19 protein-coding genes are annotated in these 15958 nt (G+C 63.7%); 2 read left to right on the top strand and 17 right to left on the bottom strand.

Features of this window, described 5'->3' with window-relative positions:
* Nucleotide 1: 1 nt before the first annotated feature.
* From O3297_RS14925 to O3297_RS14860, 14 genes are all read right to left on the bottom strand, one after another.
* On the bottom strand, nt 2-1591 hold the full coding sequence (locus O3297_RS14925; RefSeq protein ID WP_305049045.1) for a type II and III secretion system protein family protein: 1590 nt from the start codon (nt 1589-1591) through the stop codon (nt 2-4).
* A 22-nt stretch (nt 1592-1613) separates the two neighbouring features.
* Complete coding sequence (gene cpaB / locus O3297_RS14920) at nt 1614-2462, bottom strand: Flp pilus assembly protein CpaB (protein WP_070281266.1); 849 nt, start codon at nt 2460-2462, stop codon at nt 1614-1616.
* Nucleotides 2459-3805, bottom strand: coding sequence for an ATPase (locus O3297_RS14915; RefSeq protein ID WP_070281263.1), 1347 nt, complete (start codon nt 3803-3805; stop codon nt 2459-2461). Before O3297_RS14915 ends, cpaB begins: the two co-directional genes overlap by 4 nt.
* A 31-nt stretch (nt 3806-3836) precedes the next feature.
* Nucleotides 3837-4457, bottom strand: coding sequence for an isoprenylcysteine carboxylmethyltransferase family protein (locus O3297_RS14910; RefSeq protein WP_034787006.1), 621 nt, complete (start codon nt 4455-4457; stop codon nt 3837-3839).
* Nucleotides 4458-4496: 39 nt separating this feature from the next.
* A complete protein-coding gene (locus O3297_RS14905) occupies nt 4497-5084 on the bottom strand; it encodes a prepilin peptidase (protein WP_052140553.1) in 588 nt (195 codons plus the stop codon).
* Entirely contained in the window at nt 5081-6151 is a 1071-nt protein-coding gene (locus O3297_RS14900) for a phosphatase PAP2 family protein (protein ID WP_305049044.1), read from the bottom strand. Before O3297_RS14900 ends, O3297_RS14905 begins: the two co-directional genes overlap by 4 nt.
* On the bottom strand, nt 6148-6321 hold the full coding sequence (locus O3297_RS14895) for a Flp family type IVb pilin (RefSeq protein ID WP_071653370.1): 174 nt from the start codon (nt 6319-6321) through the stop codon (nt 6148-6150). The genes O3297_RS14900 and O3297_RS14895 overlap by 4 nt, the downstream gene beginning before the upstream one ends.
* Before the next feature lie 95 nt (nt 6322-6416).
* Nucleotides 6417-6590, bottom strand: coding sequence for a Flp family type IVb pilin (locus O3297_RS14890; RefSeq protein ID WP_070281259.1), 174 nt, complete (start codon nt 6588-6590; stop codon nt 6417-6419).
* 83 nt (nt 6591-6673) lie between these two features.
* Nucleotides 6674-6820: a hypothetical protein gene (locus O3297_RS14885; RefSeq protein WP_157814672.1), complete on the bottom strand. Its 147-nt coding sequence runs from the start codon at nt 6818-6820 to the stop codon at nt 6674-6676.
* Between the two features lie 256 nt (nt 6821-7076).
* Nucleotides 7077-7778, bottom strand: a complete 702-nt coding sequence (locus O3297_RS14880; RefSeq protein WP_240317720.1) for a response regulator transcription factor — start codon at nt 7776-7778, stop codon at nt 7077-7079.
* Nucleotides 7775-9442, bottom strand: a complete 1668-nt coding sequence (locus O3297_RS14875; protein ID WP_170846325.1) for a sensor histidine kinase — start codon at nt 9440-9442, stop codon at nt 7775-7777. The genes O3297_RS14880 and O3297_RS14875 overlap by 4 nt, the downstream gene beginning before the upstream one ends.
* 150 nt (nt 9443-9592) lie before the next feature.
* Complete coding sequence (locus O3297_RS14870; protein WP_070281254.1) at nt 9593-10564, bottom strand: sensor domain-containing diguanylate cyclase; 972 nt, start codon at nt 10562-10564, stop codon at nt 9593-9595.
* 5 nt (nt 10565-10569) lie between these two features.
* Nucleotides 10570-11196, bottom strand: a complete 627-nt coding sequence (locus tag O3297_RS14865) for a chemotaxis protein CheC (RefSeq protein ID WP_034786994.1) — start codon at nt 11194-11196, stop codon at nt 10570-10572.
* Between the two features lie 2 nt (nt 11197-11198).
* Nucleotides 11199-11567 carry a response regulator gene (locus tag O3297_RS14860; RefSeq protein WP_034786991.1) on the bottom strand — a complete coding sequence of 123 codons (369 nt, stop codon included), beginning with the start codon at nt 11565-11567 and terminating at the stop codon, nt 11199-11201.
* Nucleotides 11568-11773: 206 nt separating this feature from the next.
* Here O3297_RS14860 and rpiA point away from each other — a divergent pair, with 206 nt between their 5' ends.
* Nucleotides 11774-12451: a ribose-5-phosphate isomerase RpiA gene (gene rpiA / locus O3297_RS14855; protein ID WP_305049043.1), complete on the top strand. Its 678-nt coding sequence runs from the start codon at nt 11774-11776 to the stop codon at nt 12449-12451.
* Between the two features lie 36 nt (nt 12452-12487).
* On the opposite strand, the gene O3297_RS14850 is transcribed toward rpiA, so the two are convergent.
* Nucleotides 12488-13012 (bottom strand): DUF6622 family protein, encoded by a 525-nt coding sequence (locus tag O3297_RS14850; protein WP_305049042.1) that lies wholly within the window; start codon nt 13010-13012, stop codon nt 12488-12490.
* A gap of 188 nt (nt 13013-13200) precedes the next feature.
* Nucleotides 13201-13473 (bottom strand): oxidative damage protection protein, encoded by a 273-nt coding sequence (locus O3297_RS14845; RefSeq protein ID WP_034750797.1) that lies wholly within the window; start codon nt 13471-13473, stop codon nt 13201-13203.
* A gap of 219 nt (nt 13474-13692) precedes the next feature.
* Here O3297_RS14845 and kdsA point away from each other — a divergent pair, with 219 nt between their 5' ends.
* The gene (gene kdsA / locus O3297_RS14840; RefSeq protein WP_034750794.1) at nt 13693-14538 is read left to right on the top strand and encodes a 3-deoxy-8-phosphooctulonate synthase; all 846 of its coding nucleotides are present in this window, start codon (nt 13693-13695) and stop codon (nt 14536-14538) included.
* Nucleotides 14539-14613: 75 nt separating this feature from the next.
* Here the strand turns inward: kdsA and argA are convergent, their stop codons facing one another.
* A complete protein-coding gene (gene argA / locus O3297_RS14835; protein ID WP_046685875.1) occupies nt 14614-15924 on the bottom strand; it encodes an amino-acid N-acetyltransferase in 1311 nt (436 codons plus the stop codon).
* Between the last annotated feature and the right edge of the window lie 34 nt (nt 15925-15958).

Raw genomic sequence — 15958 nt, 5'->3', positions numbered from 1 at the left:
CCTATTTGAGGTCGAAGCCGGCGGCAGGCTGGGGCGCGGCCGCTTGCGGCTGCATGGGGGCCGGTGCCTGTGCCGCTGCGGGGGCGGGCGCCGGTGCGCTGCCTTCCATTTTTCCCTGCATGAACATGTCGCCGCGCGTCGGCTGGATGTAGCCGTCGGTGGGCAGCTTGTAGTCGGGCGGCAGCGGCTTGACCAGGTGCGGCGTGATGATGAAGACCAGTTCCGAACGGTCCGTCTGGAAGTCCGTGCTGCGGAACAGGGCGCCCAGCACGGGCACTTCGCCCAGGCCTGGCAGGGCCTTGATATTGCTGGTCACGTTGTTCTTGATCAGGCCGCCGATGGCGAAGCTCTGGCCGTCGAACAGCTGCACCGTGGTGGTGGCGCGTCGCGTGGTAAACGATGGCAGGATGGCCGTGGCCGAGATGCCGGTGGCGGTGATGCCGATGCCGTCCTTGTTCAGGTCCGACACTTCCGGCGCCACCCTCAGGTTGATGCGTCCCCCTTCGAGCACGGTGGGCGTGAATTTCACGGCCACGCCGAATTCCTTCTCTTCCAGGGTGATGGTGGGCACGCCGTTATTGTTGGTCTGGCTGACGGGGATGAAGATTTTGCCGCCGGCCAGGAAGCTGGCCTCCTGGCCGCTGATGGCCATGATGTTCGGTTCGGCCAGCACCTTGATCAGGCCATCGCGTTTTTGCGCGTCGAGGTTGAAGAAGTTGTTCTTGCTGGCGCCGCTCAAGCCGCTGGGATTGTTGCTGAGCAGGCTGGACAGCAGCGAGTACGACCAGCTGCCGCTGGTCTTGTTGATGCCCAGGCTGGCGCCCAGCTGGTCGACCAGCACTTTCGACACTTCGGCCACCTTCACTTCCAGCATCACCTGCTGCGGCGCGGCGATCGACAGCAGGTTGATCACGCGCGGCATGCCCGCATCGGGCGCAGCGGCGGGAGCGGGCGCGGCGGCGCCTGCGGCTGGCGCGGCGCCGGAGGTGGCGTTGCCGCTTCGGGCGCTGCGCTGCACATAGGCGTTCGCCAGCGACAGGGCCTGGTCGGCCTTGACGACATCGCTGACCATGCCCGACAGGATCAGGGTGTCGCCCGCCACCGTGACGTTGATCTTTTCGTTCGGCAGCAGCTCGGCCATGCGTGCCTGCAGGCTGCTGCTGTCGATGCCGACGGCCAGGTCGATGATGGTGGCGTCATTGCTCTTGTTCCACAGGATCAGGTTGGTGGTGCCGACGGAGCGGCCCAGCAGATACACCTCGTTGGGGTTGAGCAGGATGACGTCGGCGATGCGCGGGTCGCCGACGGACATGCGGCTGGCGGCGAACGGCAGGCGCATCAGGGTCGACTTGCCTTCGGCCAGACTCATTTGCGGCGCCATCTCGGTGCGGCCGGCGCGCGATTCGCTTTGCGGCGGCGTGGCCTTGGGGCGGGCGGCGGCCCGGCTGGTCCGGGCGGCGCCGGTGTCGGCGGCAACGGCGGTGGCGGCAACGGGTTCGCTGCGTGCCTGGGGCGCCAGGGCGCCGATCATGGCGAGGGCAAGCGCCAGGCTGAGTACCCGGCTTCCGCTTGCTGTGCAATATGTGCTCATGGCGTGACTCCTCTGGTGCAGGTTAGAATTGTTGGGAGCTGCGTTCCAGCCCCTTGATGACATCGACGCGCGGACCGGCCTGTGGCGCAGCTGTGGCTGCAGGACGGCGGCGCGGGAGCGGCTTGGCTTGCACCATGGCGGCGGGGGCTGCCATGGCGACCTTTTCATCGAGCAAACTGGACTTGGTGGCGCCTTCCGTGTTGACGGGCTTGTCCTCGACCTGGTTGCGTAGCACCAGCGACAGGGTGCCCACGCTGCGTGCCAGGTCGAGTTTTTCCGCCTGCTCCGGCGTCAGCTCCAGGGTCACGGCGTTGACCACCTTGGGCTTGGTGTCGTCGCGGCTTGATTCCTGGGCAATGGCCAGCACGAGGATGCGTTCGAGCACGATCTTGGAAATGTTCGGGTCGCGGTCCGGCGTCTTGCGGGCACCTTCTCCCTGGGTATTGACGAGGATGTCGACGAAATTGCCGGGCAGGGCGAAGCCGGCCACGCCCACCACATCGTTGACGCGCACGGTCATGGCGCGCTTGCCCTCGGCGACGACGGCCGATAGACCGCCTTGCGTGCCGGGAGGCGCCAGCTTGCCTTCCATGATCGGTTCGCCGTGCTGGATGCTGGTGCGCGTGACGCGCGTTTCCAGCAGTTTCGGATCGTTGACGGCGCCCGGCGGCAGCGCGTTCGATGGCCAGTCCACCATGCGCACCATGTCGGGCGTGAGGCGCGCCCCCAGGCTGATGTCGACCTGGGCCACGGCCACCTTGTTGATGTTGCCCGAGGCTTGGGCATTGATCCAGCGCGCGGCCACGATGACCGCGGCGAACGCCAGGATGACCGCAATGGCCATCATCGTCAGAGCGCGTGCGTTTCTCATTTTGCTTCCCCTTTGTGCTGGACCGCTTCCGGTCCGGTGTGTGTGCTTGCAAGGTCGTCATCGCTGCCGAAATAGTTTTGCCATGCCCAGAACAGGACTTCCGGAGACAGTTGCGCCGGGTGGTCTTCATAACGCGCCTGGTCGCAGATCTGCGCGAGGATGTCGCGCGGATAGCAGGCCAGCAAGGGCCGCTTGTAGAGGCTATGCAGGTGCAGCAGGTAGGTGTAGGAGGCTTCGTCGAAATTGATGCCCAGCTGGGCGCAGGTGCTGCGGAACACGGCCAGGTAGTGGTAGGCGCTCAGGGGGCCGACATGGATCTTGTAGCCGATGCGGCGCAGGAAGGAGTCGTCGGCCAGGTGCTGCGGCGCCAGGTTCGACGAGAACACGACGATGACGTCGAAGGGTACGGGGAACTTGTAGCCCGTGTGCAGCGACAGGTAATCGATGTGACGCGCCATCGGCACGATCCAGCGGTTCATCAGTTCCACGGGCGAGCAGCGCTGGCGGCCCAGGTCGTCGATGACGAAGATGCCGTTGTTGGCCTTCAAGTGCGGCGGCGCCTGGTACAAGCGGTTGCCATGGTCGAATTGCAGGTCCAGCATGTCGAGCGTCAGCTCGCCGCCCGTCAGCACGGCGGGGCGTTCGGCGCGCACCCAGCGCGGGTCGGATGGCACGAGGCCGCCGCGCGACAGGGTGTGCAGCATGGGGTCGAGGAAGGGCAGCACTTCGCCATCGACCATCACGGCATGGGGCAGGGCGATGGCGCCGCTGAGCAGGCCGTTCAGGCGCTCGGCCAGGTAGCTCTTGCCGCTGCCGGCGGGGCCGTGGAAGAACAGGGCGCGTCCGGAATTCATGGCCGCGCCCAGCTGGTCGAGCACGGCCGAACTGGCCACCACGTCGCGGAACTCGCGCTGCACGTCATCGCGGGTGACCTGCATGTTTGCCACGCTTTGCGCCAGCACCTGGTTGCTGTAGTCGGCCAGGGTGACGGGGGCGGGGCCGCTGTAGGCGTTGCGGCGCATGTATTCGGCGGCGCGCAGGCGGCCCTGGTCGCCCAGCAGGTAACACAGGTCGGCGTCGGTGCCGCTGCCGCCGTTGCGGCGCGCTTCGCACAGCTTTTCGGCGCGCATGAAGGTGAGCAGCGGTTCGAGCACGCCGGCGCCCAGTTTTACGTGTGTCGACAGGGCGGGCAGGCCGATCTGGCCGCGCAGGAAGAGTATCTTGACCAGCAGTTCGACCAGGAACAGGAAGGGCAATCCCGTTTCCTCGACCGTGCGTGGCGCGCGCTTGGCCGCCGGTTCGACGCCGCCGCCGTCGCTGCGTTCTGGATAGGTGTCAGGCATGATGGGTACTCCTCGTTCGGGTGGCCGGATATCAGAAGATGAAGGGCAGCAGGCGGTACTTCACCTGGCGCATGTAGACGCGATAGCGCACGTCGGTGGACAGGAAACGCTCTTCGCGCAGCAGGCGCATCACCATCATGCTCATCGTCGCGACATAGATGACGGTGTTGGCGGGCGAGGTGTTGGCCAGCAGGTAGCCGCTCAGGGAAATCAGGTAGCTGGCATACAGCGGATGGCGTATCACGCGGTAGACGCCGCCCGTCTTGATTTCGCGCTGCGCCGCCACCAGGCCGAAGCTGCGGTTCAGCGACAGCAGGCCGGCGATCTGCAGCAGGCTGCCGACGGCCAGCAGGTAGCGCGCGCCGGGCCAGATGGCCATGTCGGCGGGAGACAAAAGGAAGGGCGCGAAGGTGGCGCCGATGGCCAGCAGCCAGTCGCCCGCATCGGTGGAAACGCTGACGGGGGCCGTGCGCACGATGAAGAACAGGGCGGCCAGGGTTTCGGCGGCGCAGAACAGCAGATAGCTCCAGTCGCCGCTGTGCAGGAATCCCATCACGTGGGCACTGGCGAAGAACGTCCACAGGCAAGCCATGGCGATGCTGGTGAACAGGCTGGCGTGGCGCGAGTGGCAGAGGGTGGTGAGAGTGTGCATGGTCAGGTCCTAGGGGGCTGGTCGTCGGAGCGGCGCGTTTCAGCGCAGGCTCCACAGGTGGGTGTAGTGCAGGAAGACCTGCAGCAGGGTGCCGCTGGCAATGGCGAAGGCGTAGGCCAGCTTGCCGGTGGCAGGCGGCGGTTCGGCGATCGTGGCGGCGCCGCCGGCAAGGCTGTGCAGCAGCGCGCCGAGCATCATGTGATAGGTGTTTTTCAGTACTTGGCGCAGGCGCTGACCGGCCAGCGCGGCGGCCAGGGCCAGCACGCCGCCGCACAGGAAGGTCAGCAGGGCCGCTTCGAGCACGGCGTCGGGACCGAGGAAGGCGCCGCACATGGCCATCAGCTTGACGTCGCCGGCGCCCAGGGCGCGCAGCAGATACATGGGCAGCAGCAGGGCCAGTCCGGCGGCGGCGCCGGCCAGCGCCTGCAATAGGCCCAGGCCGCCGAAGGAGGCGTCGAACAGTCCGGCGCCGGACGGCACGAAGCTGTTGATGATCAGTCCCGCCAAGGTGCCCCACAGCACCAGCCGGTTCGGGATACGGCGCGTGCGCAGGTCGTGCCACAGGGCGGCGGCGAGCAGGGTGGCGAGTACGGCCAGGCACAGCAGCATGGGCAGGTGGGCGTTCATGATGTCAGTCCTTCCTTGCTCATGCAGGGAGCCGTTGCCATGTGCATGGCCGGCGCCGTGGCCTGGCTGCCCAGCAGCCGTCCCACCAGGCGCCACACCAGCGCCGCGCCGGCCGCACCCACATAGCCGTCGAGCGCATAGTGCCAGCCCAGGTGGATGGAGCCGAGCAGGATCAGTACGGCAAAGGCGGTCAGCGAGATCCCGGCGGCGCGGTTGACGCGCCAGCCCATCATTGCCAGCAGCACGGCCGTGGCCACATGCATGCTGGGCATGGCGGAGATGCCCAGTTCACCGTTCGCGCCCTTGCTTTGATAGCCTTGCCACAGCATCTCCTGCACTTGCAGGGCCCAGACGGGGACGTGCTGGTTGGCGTCATGCAGGTAGACCATCAGCGGCGCATACGGGTTGCTGGCATGCAGGTGGCCGTAGTAGCAGGGGCCGACCGAGGCAAACAGCACGGCCAGGATGCTGCCCAGGGCGATCCAGGTCAGCGCAAAGCTGAGCAGGAACTGCATGCGCAGCAGGGGCCGGCGCGTGTCGAGGATGAGCCAGTACAGGATGGCGTAGAACAGGAAGAACCAGAAGTGGTAGCTGAAGTTGAGCAAGCCCGTGACGAGCGGGTGGCCCAGCAGTGGCTGCAGCCTTTCCCATGGAGCCTTGCCGCCATGCAGCGCGATGTCCCAGGCGGACAGGGTGGCATCCCAGGTGTAGGGATGCAGACGGGGGATGGCGCCCTTGATGACGGTGAAGCTGGAGGCGAAGACGGGGATCAGCAGCATGGCCGGCAGCGCGTGCAGCAGGCGCTCGTTGCTCAGGTAGCGGCGCAGATCGTGGTACAGATAGTGGCACAGGCGGTGCGGGCGTTTCATCACCATGACATGGATGGTGTAGCCGCACAGGATGAAGACGGGGCCAATGAGGATGGCCATGAAGAAGCCGGCCAGCACGTTGAGGGTGTCCGATGCGCTGGGCAGGCCGCCGGCCAGCAGCGTCGCCACGGCGGCGTACGGCAGCACGATCAGCAGCAGGGCGCGGTGGGTGCGCAGCGAGGCGCGCAGGGTGTTCATGACAGGGCCAGGACCACTTGGTCCTTGACGTAGACAAACAGCAGCTTGACCTGGTCGCCAAGCAGGGTGATCGTGACCACCAGCACTGCCGCGATCAGGCCGGCCAGCAGCGCGTATTCGATCGCTGTGACGGCGGACTCGTCGGATAAACGGCTGAAGAAAGATTTCACGATGGGCCTCGCTATGCGTTCGTCAAGGTGGGCGTGCCGGGAATATTGGGCGGCGTAGTCCGGGCTGGCGCTGGGCCGGCCCGGACAGCAGCGCGTCAGGCATTGGCGGTGGTCAGCTTGGTGCCGATGGTGCTGAAGGTTTTTTTCAGCTGCGTGCCGACGATGGTGACGGCGGCGATGATCACCACGGCGATCAGGGCAGCGATCAGGCCGTATTCGATTGCGGTGACGCCATCTTCTTCGCGGATAAAGTTTTTGATGAGGTTCATGACAACTCCTGGTGGTGGTTAAGGTACGACGGTGGATGAAACGGTTTTGCAGCGTTGCTTCCTGGTGCTACGACCTGGCGCGCTCATGGACTTTCGCCCAGTGCCAGCAATCCGATGATGCAGACCACCGCCATGAGGGCCGCCACTAGGGCATAGCGGTAGAACGCAGCCTTTTCCTTGCCCTGTAAATAGGTGATCAGGGCCGTCGGAAGAAACTTGTCAAGGCGCATGCTGTGCTCCGTGTCGTGGTGGGCCGCGCGGTGATTTGCACTCCGGTAAATCCACTATAGAAGTCGGCACCTTGATCTACATCAGAAGAACATCCTTTTATTGCAAGGAGGAACTGCTCGTTTTTTTCGTGACAATTGTCATGGTCGAGTCTGGCGCGCGCAGGAGCGCAGGAGCGCATGCCGCGCCGCTGCTTGGCGATGGGAGGGAGGGAGGGAATGCGCGGCCGTGCAGTGGCCGTGCAGGAGGACAGTGGTGTCAGGCGCCGGGCGGCAATTGGCCCAGCTGGTGCTTGGTGGCGTAGGCGTACAGTTCCAGGCGGTTGTACACGCCCAGCTTGCGGTAGATCGATGTCAGGTGATTGCGCAAGGTGTGTTCGGAGATGAACAGCTGGTCCGCCAGCAGCTTGGCCGGCGTGCCGCTGCCGTGCACCAGCGCGGCGATGATCTTTCTTTCCTTGAGGGTCAGGCTGGCGATGGCGATGGCGTGCGCCGAGCCGCCGCCGGGCTGGGTCAACTGCGTCAGCATGCGTCCCAGCATCGCGTGTTCCAGCCACAGCTCGCCCTGGTACACCTTTTCGATGGCCTTCAACACCATCTCCGCCGGCGCGTCCTTGCTGACGATGCCGCGTGCGCCTTTCAGTACCGTCTGGTCCAGGATGGCCTGGTCGTGGCTGGCCGTCAGCACCAGCACGCGCGTGCCGCCGCATTGCGCCAGCGCGGGCAGGATGGCCAGCGAACTGATGCCGCCCAGGTCCAGGTCCAGCACGATCACGTCCGGTTGCAGCGCCTTCGCCTGCTCCAGCGCCTCGGTGCCGTCGGACGCCGTGGCGACCACGCGCATGCCGGAGTGCTCGCCGCCGATCAGGCGCTCCAGGCCCCACAGCATGGTCTTGTGATCATCGACCAGCATGACGCTGATGACATGGCTGGCCGGTGGCATGTGGCGTACGTCATTCATATGGGGATCTCGATCTGGACGGAGGTGTTGCCCAGCATGCCATGCGTGACGCGGGCCGTGCCGCCGAGGGCGGCGGCGCGCTCGGCCAGCGAGTCGGGCAGGAAATCGGGGACGTGCGCGGCGGCGCATTCGTTGTCGATGCTGATGTGCAGCGCGCCCTGCACGCAGGTCAGCTTGACGGCGCCGTGGCGCGCCGACGTATGCTTGCGGATATTGCTCATGCCTTCGTTGACGATCTGGAACACCTCGGCCGCCAGGCGGTCGTTGATGTGCAGGTCGCCTTCGATATGCAGGGCGATGTCGATGCCATAGAATTCGCGGATCTGCGTGGCCTGGCGGCGCAGCGCGACCAGCAGTTCCGGCTCGCTTTGCACCTGGCCATTCTTGAACGTGCGCGCGTAGCTGCGCAGGTCGGTGATCACCTGGCCCGACATGATGATCAGCTTTTCCAGTTCCGGCAGCAGCGGGTTGCCCGGCGTGGCTTCGTTGCGCAGGGCGGCCAGGCCGTGGCGCAAGCCGATATACGGCTGCACGGCCGTGTCATGCAGGTCGCGCGCGATCTTTTCGCGTTCGCGCGAGGCCGCCTGCGACGCCAGGCGGTCGAGCAGGTTGATGTTTTCAATGACGGGAAACGCCTGCGCGCCGATATGGCTGAGAAACAGGGCGTCCGTCTTGCTCATGCTGGTGGCGGACACGATAAAGATCCGGCCTTTGCCATTGCGCAGGGGCAGCGGCGCGCTGATGAAAGCGTGCGCTTCGAGCAGTTCGGCCAGGCGGGCGCCCGCCGCGTCGTCATGCCGCAGCCAGCGTCCGCTGTTTGGCTCGAGCATGCGCGCGCCGCCTATCCATGGCAGCCAGGGGCCGGCGGGCTGGTTGTACAGCGCGATTTTATCGTGCGGGAAAGCGAGCAGGGGGCTGGCCGCGTCGTCGCTGAGGAGCGAGCTGGTATGCACGACGCCCGTGCCCGTGTGAATCACGCTGCGCAGGGACCAGACCCGCGTGCCCTTGTCCTGCATGATCAGCAGGCAACTGCGGCCGTTGAAATAACTGCGGGTTTTTTCCAGCACCGAGGTGATGGTCTGGTCGACGCCGAAGCGGGGATTGGACAGCTGGCTGACATCGCGCAGCAGCGCCAGGTGGCTGCGCTGGGTGATGGCCGAACCACCCCAGTAGGCGATCATGTAGCCGAGCGCCAGCAGGAAGGTGGTGCGCAGCAGCAGGCGCGACAGTTCCGCATCCGTTTCGCCGAACAGGGCGGTGGCGGCGAACAGGCCGGCCGAGGCCAGGGTGACGCGCGCGCCTTCCTCGAAGCCCCGCTGGAACGACGATGTCAGGATGGCAAAGAAAAAAAACAGGAAGAATAAATTGTTGTGGCTGCTGGTGGAAAACACGATCAGCGCATACCAGGCCACGTCGAGCCAGTACAGCAAGATGTCCTGGGGCAGGCTGAGGCCCAGCAGGGCCAGCACGTAGAGCAGCAGGCTGTGCATGGTGTACGCGGAAAAGATCAGCCAGGTGATCTTGGTCAGCTTGCCGGCGCTTTCGGGGTCGATGAACAGGGTCAGCAGGGTGGCGCTCGACAGCAGCAGGCGCATGCCGTTCACCATGGTCGTATCCATGCCGGCACCCGGCAAGCCTGATCTGAGGGGAGGATCGAGATTCACAAGCGCTCCTGGCCATGTCCCGCATGGTGGGGCCATGCGCAGGGATAGATACCACAGATAAATTCTTGTTATTGTTGCTGCAAGCAATGACGAGTCTACGCACACGCCGTAAAGATGTCTACTGGAATCCTTTCTCCGATGTTGCTTTTTTTACAGCGGCTGCACCATCACGCGGTTGCGTCCGGCGCGCTTGGCCAGGTACAGGGCGCGGTCGGCCGCGCCGATCAGGGCGGAGATGGCCAGCGGCTGCTGCGGCTGCTGCGTGGCGATGCCGATACTCACTGTGATGTGCTTGACGTCATTGCCCGTCTTGGCATGCGGAATGCGCAGCTCGGCCGCGTGCTGGCGGATCGCCTCAGCCATGCGCAGCGCCTGCGCCGCGTCCGTGTCGGGCAGGATGGCGGCAAACTCTTCGCCGCCATAGCGGGCCAGCAGGTCGGTGGGGCGCTGCAGCATGGCGGCCAGTTCGGCTGCCACGCGGATCAGGCAATCGTCGCCCTGCTGGTGGCCGTAATGGTCGTTGTAATCCTTGAAATGGTCGATATCGATCATCAGCAGCGACAGCGGACTGCTGGTGCGCATGGCGCGCCGCATTTCCTTCTCGATCGCCACGTCGAAATGGCGGCGGTTGGCGATGCCCGTCAAGCCGTCGGAAAAGGTTTGCGAGCGCAAGACCATGGTCTGTTCGCGCAGCAGCTTTTCGCGCCCCACGGCGATGGTGACATCATTGATCTGGATCAGGCAATGGCGTGGCGAGCCGGGCAGGTTGATCGGCGTGACGGCGATGGCTTGCTGCATGCGTTCCTCGCCGTCGCTGCCGCCCGTGGCAGCGCCATGCGTGTACAGCGCAAACGGCGCCTTGTGCAGGGTTTGCGACAGCAGCGACTGGAAATTGTCGCGCAGTGCCTGGGTGATGGCCGAATCCATGCGCTTGTGCCGCAGTTCCGGAAAGACGGCGAAGAAATCCTGGCCCAGCACGGCGTCGGCCTGGCAAGCCGAGTGGCGCGCCATCCACTTATTCCACAGCACGATGCGATGCTGCTCATCGAGCACGATGGCGCCCAGGTTGACGGCGCCGAGTATGCTCTCGAGCAGGGCGAGTCGATGCAAGACATCCGGCATGATCGTCACGCCTGTCCCAGCACCTTGGCCAGGTAGCGGCTGACTTGCTGTTTCAGGTCGTGCAAGGCGGACAGGTCGAGCACGAATGCCACATAACCGTGGATCTGGTGCTTGGACAGCACGAAGTCGATATGCAGCATCAGCACGACGGCTTCGTCATCCTGGCCGCCGAACGAGGAGAGGATTTCCGCGCTGGTGCCCACGTGGTACAGGGGCAGCGAGCCATGCAGTTCGCTGTCGAACAGGTTGGCCAGGGTTCCGACGCAGGAATTGAGGATGATGTTGCCGATCTCGCTCATCGCTTCCTGTTCCATCTCCGTCAGTTCCTGCAGCGGCATGGCGTCGCCCACCATCAGGCGCACGATTTCCAGGCTTTTGTCTTCCGGGAACATCAGAATGGCTTCGGTGGCGAAAGCGCCATCGTAATGCTGGCTGACGCCGCAGATGCGTTCGCCATCCTTCTTGCTGCCGAGCAAGGCTGCCGCGTCGGCACGGTTCAGGAAGGTGATCGACGGCACCGACATTGTGACTTCTTCATTCACGATCTCGCTCATGGCCGCCGCCGCATGGCCCACCCCGATGTTGAATATCTCTACCAGGGCGTCGTTCTCGAGTTCGGAAAGATTGACCATGCTCACAGTCCCAGTGATTCGATCAACTGGTGGATGCGCGTTTCCGTGATCGGTTTTTCCATGAAGCCCACGCCCAGTTCGCTGGCGCGGTTGCGGGTGGCGTTCTGCACATTGGCCGTGACGAGAATGATGTGTGTCTGCGGGCACAGCACGCGCAATTGTTCTGCCGCCGCCATGCCGCCCATGCCGGGCATGTTGACATCCAGTAGTATCAGCACAGGGTTGACGGTCTTGACTTTTTCCAGGGCTTCCTCACCCGTCGCCGCCTCAATCACTTGCCAGTCGGCATGTTTGCTGAGGATGAATTGATGCGACATCAAACGTGAAACCCGGCTGTCATCGACAACAAGTACCTGTTTACTGTGATTCATGTGCTATTCCTGAAACGTCATATCGGACTATCGTGCCATTTTCGCATATTTTAGAGGGCATAGAGTGTATTTGGGTGCGCGATTGCCCTAGGGCAAAGTTTTCCCGCTTGCCTGTTGTATTGAGTCGCATCGCCGGGCATGCTGGCCGGCTGGCCAGGCTGGCAATCCGTTAAAATAGCGCCATTCCTCACTTTAGCCTGAATGCCATGACCCAAGACGAATTGAAGCAAGCCGTAGCCCGCGCCGCCATCGACTACGTAGTAAAAGGTGAAATCATCGGCGTCGGCACCGGTTCCACCGCCAATTTTTTCATCGATGAACTGGCCAAGATCAAGGACACCATCAAGGGCACGGTCGCCTCGTCCGAAGCGACGGCCGCGCGCCTGGCTGGCCATGGCATTCCCGTCTTCGACCTGAACGATGTCGAGTCGATCGCCGTCTACATCGACGGCGCCGATGAAATCACGGCCAGCGGCGCCATGATCAAGGGCGGCGGCGCGGCATTGACGCGTGAAAAGATCGTTGCTTCCGTCGCGAAACAGTTCGTCTGCATCGCCGACGGCTCCAAGCTGGTGGAAACTCTGGGCACCTTCCCGTTGCCGGTGGAAGTGGTGCCGATGGCGCGCGCTGCTGTATCGCGCCAGCTGGCTGCGCTGGGCGGCACGCCCCGCCTGCGCCTGAAGGCCGGCAGCACGGAAGCGTTCATTACCGACAATGGCGGCGAAATCATCGACGTGCTGGGCTTGAAAATTGCCGATCCGGTGGCACTGGAACAGCAGATCAACCAGATCGTCGGCGTCATCGCCGTCGGCCTGTTCGCCGTGCGCGGCGCCAATGTCTGCCTGCTGGGCATGCCGGAAGGCGTGCGTACCCTGGCGTACTAAGATGATAGCCGGCGTTCGCCGGCGTGTGCACCTGTGTTACATGGCGGCCCCTTGCGGGCCGCTTGTCATTTGCGCCTTGCGGTACACGGCCACGGTACGCAGCAAGCCGCCGAGGAAGATGCCGCTGAAGCAGCCATAGGCGAGGCAGACAGGTACGATGAAGCTGGTCGCATGGGCATAGGCCGGGGCGATGGCCAGGGTCACGGCGACCGCATATTTCATGCAGAAAATGCTCATCATCAAGATCATGGGCACCCAGCTGCCGGGGCGCTGCACGCTGCCGCGCGCGGGAATGGCGGCTATCTTGCGCGCATCGGCCAGCCTCCACGCCAGCGCCGCGCCAGCCAGCGCGCCGGCGCCCCAGGCGAACGGCGCCACGCCAGCTAGGCCGAAACTGCCGTACACGCCGCTCAGGGACAGGGCCAGCATGACCAGGGGAATGATGCACAGCTTGCGCAAGCTCACTTCACGCGCCCGGCTGGCCAGCACGCCGCGGTAGACGAGAAAACCCAGGATGGCCCAGACGTAGAGGGGAGTGTGGCTGAAGATTTGCTGCAACATGGTGTCCGCCTTGGAGTGAGGTTGTCGATGGACGTACTGTGCCAGCCGGCGGCATGGGCGGCGAGCCGTGTGCGACGAAACGGGAAAGGGCAGCCGTGAAACAGCGTCAGGCGGCGTGAAAGGGGGAGGGGAGAATCAAGGGAAAACTACCCGCGGCGCGGTGGCCACGGGCGGGAATACGGAAAAACTTACTCGGTCGGCGGGACATAGCCCATGGCCGCATCGGCGCCATCGCCGAAGAAATGTTTTTCCATCTGCGTGGCCAGGTATTTGCGGGCGCGCGCGTCGGCCAGGTTCAGCCGGTTTTCATTGACCAGCATGGTCTGGTGCTTGAGCCAGGCAGCCCAGGCTTCTTTCGACACGGATTCGTAAATCTTCTTGCCCAGTTCGCCCGGGTACGGCGGGAAATCCAGTCCTTCGGCTTCCTTGTTGAGTTTGATGCAGTGGATCGTGCGGGCCATCTGTGCTCCTGAATCAGTGTAGAGATAAAGCGTGATTATAAGGCACTTTGCGCCAGCCCTCGCGGAGCCGTCGCGGCCTGGCGACACGCCGTTTGCCGCGCCCTTGCGCTGGATCAAATTTGATCTGCGCCGCCCTAGCTAGTAAGATGCCTTATCGCGCCAGCCGCTGGCTGCGCCCCTTCCAACCAAGTAGTAGTAATTAACCAAGATGGAATCCCTATGACCTCAGTGAAAGTCCATGGCATCGATGTCAGCAATACCGGCAGCTTCGCGCTGTTTGGCGGCATCAACGTGCTCGAATCGCGCGATCTCGCCATGCGCGCCTGCGAAGAATATGTGCGCGTGACGCAAAAACTGGGTATTCCATATGTGTTCAAGGCCAGCTTCGACAAGGCCAACCGCTCGTCGATCCATTCCTACCGCGGCCCGGGCCTGGAAGAGGGCATGCGCATCTTCCAGGACGTCAAGGCGGCGTTCGGCGTGCCCGTGATTACCGACGTGCATGAGCCATGGCAGGCGCAGCAGGTGGCCGAAGTGGTTGACGTGCTGCAATTGCCTGCTTTCCTCGCGCGCCAGACGGATCTCGTCGTGGCCCTGGCGAAAACGGGCAAAGTCATCAACATCAAGAAGCCGCAATTCCTCAGCCCTGGCCAGATGGCCAATATTGTCGAGAAATTCAAGGAAGCGGGCAACGATCAACTGATCCTGTGCGACCGCGGCACCTGCCTCGGCTACGACAACCTGGTGGTCGACATGCTGGGCTTTGGCGTGATGAAGAAAACCTGCGACGACTTGCCGATCATCTTCGACGTCACGCATGCGCTGCAGCAGCGCGATCCCGGTGGCGCCGCTTCGGGCGGCCGCCGCCAGCAAGTGGCGGACCTGGCCCGCGCCGGCCTGGCCGTCGGCATCGCCGGCCTGTTCCTGGAAGCCCATCCTGACCCCGACAACGCCCGCTGCGACGGCCCCAGCGCCTTGCCGCTGGATCAGCTGGAGCCATTCCTGGCGCAATTGAAGGCGCTGGACGACCTGGTCAAATCGTTTGCGCCGCTGAACATCAAGTAATGGTGTTTCAGTAAAGGTGTTTCAGTAAAGGTGTTTCAGTAAAGAAAAAGCCCGGCATGCCGGGCTTTTTCAGTTTTACAGTGTCTTGATGAGCACTTGGGATTTACGTTGCCAGTTATACATATGCTGGCGATCCTTCGGCAAATCGTCGACCGTGGCCGGCACGAAGCCGCGTTTCTTGAACCAGTGCGAGGTGCGCGTGGTCAGCACGAACAGCTTGTTCAGGCCGGCGGCACGGGCGCGGTTTTCCATGTGTTTCAGGATGCGCTCGCCGTCGCCCTGGGCTTGCACTTCCGGGTTGACCGTCAAACATGCCATTTCCGCCATTTTTTGCGCGGGGAACGGGTACAGGGCGGCGCAGCCGAAGATCACGCCATCATGCTCGATGACGGAGAAATAATCGATTTCGCGTTCGATCAGCTCGCGGCCCCGCTTCACTAACGTGCCGTCCGCTTCCAGCGGTTCGATCAGTTTGATGATGCCGCCCACGTCTTCGATGGTGGCCTGGCGCAGGCTTTCCAGGTTTTCATGGCTGATCATGGTGCCCACGCCATCATGGGTAAACAATTCCAGCAGGGCCGAACCATCCATCGAGAACGGCACGATGTGCGAGCGTTCGACGCCGTTATGGCATGCCTTGACGCAATGTTTCAGGTAAAACGCCGTCGCGTCGGGCAGGAAGCCCGCCATCAGCACGGCTTCGGCCTGGTGCGACGACAGTTCGCGGATTTCCACGCCCGTGGCGTCTTCCATCATCGGTGTTTCCGTGATGAAAATCAGCTTGTCCGCGTGCAGGGCGATGGCGGCGCTGCACGCTACGTCTTCCATTGTGAGATTGAATGCTTCGCCCGTCGGCGAAAAGCCCAACGGCGACAGCAGCACCAGGCCGTCCGAACCGAGGATGGAATGGATGGTTTCGGCGTCGACCTTGCGCGTGATGCCCGTCAGTTCCAGGTCCACGCCATCGATCACGCCCAGCGGGCGCGCCGTGATGAAGTTGCCGGAAATGATACGGATGGCAGCATGCGACATGGGCGTGTTCGGCAAGCCCTGGCTGAACGCGGCCTCGATATCGAGGCGCAGCTCGCCGGCGGCTTCCTTCGCGCATTCCAGCGCGGCGATATCCGTGATGCGCACGCCGTTGTGGAAGCGGCCTTCGACGTTACGCAGGGCCAGTTGTTCCGCCACCTGCGGCCGCGAGCCGTAGACCACGGTGACATTGATGTCCAGCGCATGCAGCAGGGACAAATCATGGGCCAGCACCTGCAGCGCCCCGGCGCTGACGAGTTCACCGGGGAAGGCGACCACGAAGGTCTTGCCGCGAAAGGCGTGGATGTAAGGCGCGACTGAGCGCAGCCATTGGACGAATTGGGTAGGGTTTTCCATTAAGCGCATTATAATTCGCTGCGCGATGTGCGCG

Origin of the sequence: Janthinobacterium sp. SUN128 (assembly GCF_030587275.1) — a bacterium.
Taxonomy (GTDB): domain Bacteria; phylum Pseudomonadota; class Gammaproteobacteria; order Burkholderiales; family Burkholderiaceae_D; genus Janthinobacterium; species Janthinobacterium lividum.
Note: the sequence above shows the minus strand (reverse complement) of the source record. Positions and strands in the feature narration are given on the sequence as shown.

Coding starts and splice junctions, on each gene's coding strand:
- rpiA (WP_305049043.1), top strand. CDS start 11,774: ATGACCCAAGACGAATTGAAGCAAGCCGTAGCCCGCGCCGCCATCGAC.
- argA (WP_046685875.1), bottom strand. CDS start 15,924: ATGGAAAACCCTACCCAATTCGTCCAATGGCTGCGCTCAGTCGCGCCT.
- kdsA (WP_034750794.1), top strand. CDS start 13,693: ATGACCTCAGTGAAAGTCCATGGCATCGATGTCAGCAATACCGGCAGC.
- O3297_RS14865 (WP_034786994.1), bottom strand. CDS start 11,196: ATGGTCAATCTTTCCGAACTCGAGAACGACGCCCTGGTAGAGATATTC.
- O3297_RS14910 (WP_034787006.1), bottom strand. CDS start 4,457: ATGCACACTCTCACCACCCTCTGCCACTCGCGCCACGCCAGCCTGTTC.
- O3297_RS14890 (WP_070281259.1), bottom strand. CDS start 6,590: ATGAACCTCATCAAAAACTTTATCCGCGAAGAAGATGGCGTCACCGCA.
- O3297_RS14870 (WP_070281254.1), bottom strand. CDS start 10,564: ATGCCGGATGTCTTGCATCGACTCGCCCTGCTCGAGAGCATACTCGGC.
- O3297_RS14925 (WP_305049045.1), bottom strand. CDS start 1,591: ATGAGCACATATTGCACAGCAAGCGGAAGCCGGGTACTCAGCCTGGCG.
- O3297_RS14850 (WP_305049042.1), bottom strand. CDS start 13,012: ATGTTGCAGCAAATCTTCAGCCACACTCCCCTCTACGTCTGGGCCATC.
- O3297_RS14845 (WP_034750797.1), bottom strand. CDS start 13,473: ATGGCCCGCACGATCCACTGCATCAAACTCAACAAGGAAGCCGAAGGA.
- O3297_RS14880 (WP_240317720.1), bottom strand. CDS start 7,778: ATGAATGACGTACGCCACATGCCACCGGCCAGCCATGTCATCAGCGTC.
- cpaB (WP_070281266.1), bottom strand. CDS start 2,462: ATGAGAAACGCACGCGCTCTGACGATGATGGCCATTGCGGTCATCCTG.
- O3297_RS14905 (WP_052140553.1), bottom strand. CDS start 5,084: ATGAACGCCCACCTGCCCATGCTGCTGTGCCTGGCCGTACTCGCCACC.
- O3297_RS14860 (WP_034786991.1), bottom strand. CDS start 11,567: ATGAATCACAGTAAACAGGTACTTGTTGTCGATGACAGCCGGGTTTCA.
- O3297_RS14900 (WP_305049044.1), bottom strand. CDS start 6,151: ATGAACACCCTGCGCGCCTCGCTGCGCACCCACCGCGCCCTGCTGCTG.
- O3297_RS14915 (WP_070281263.1), bottom strand. CDS start 3,805: ATGCCTGACACCTATCCAGAACGCAGCGACGGCGGCGGCGTCGAACCG.
- O3297_RS14885 (WP_157814672.1), bottom strand. CDS start 6,820: ATGCGCCTTGACAAGTTTCTTCCGACGGCCCTGATCACCTATTTACAG.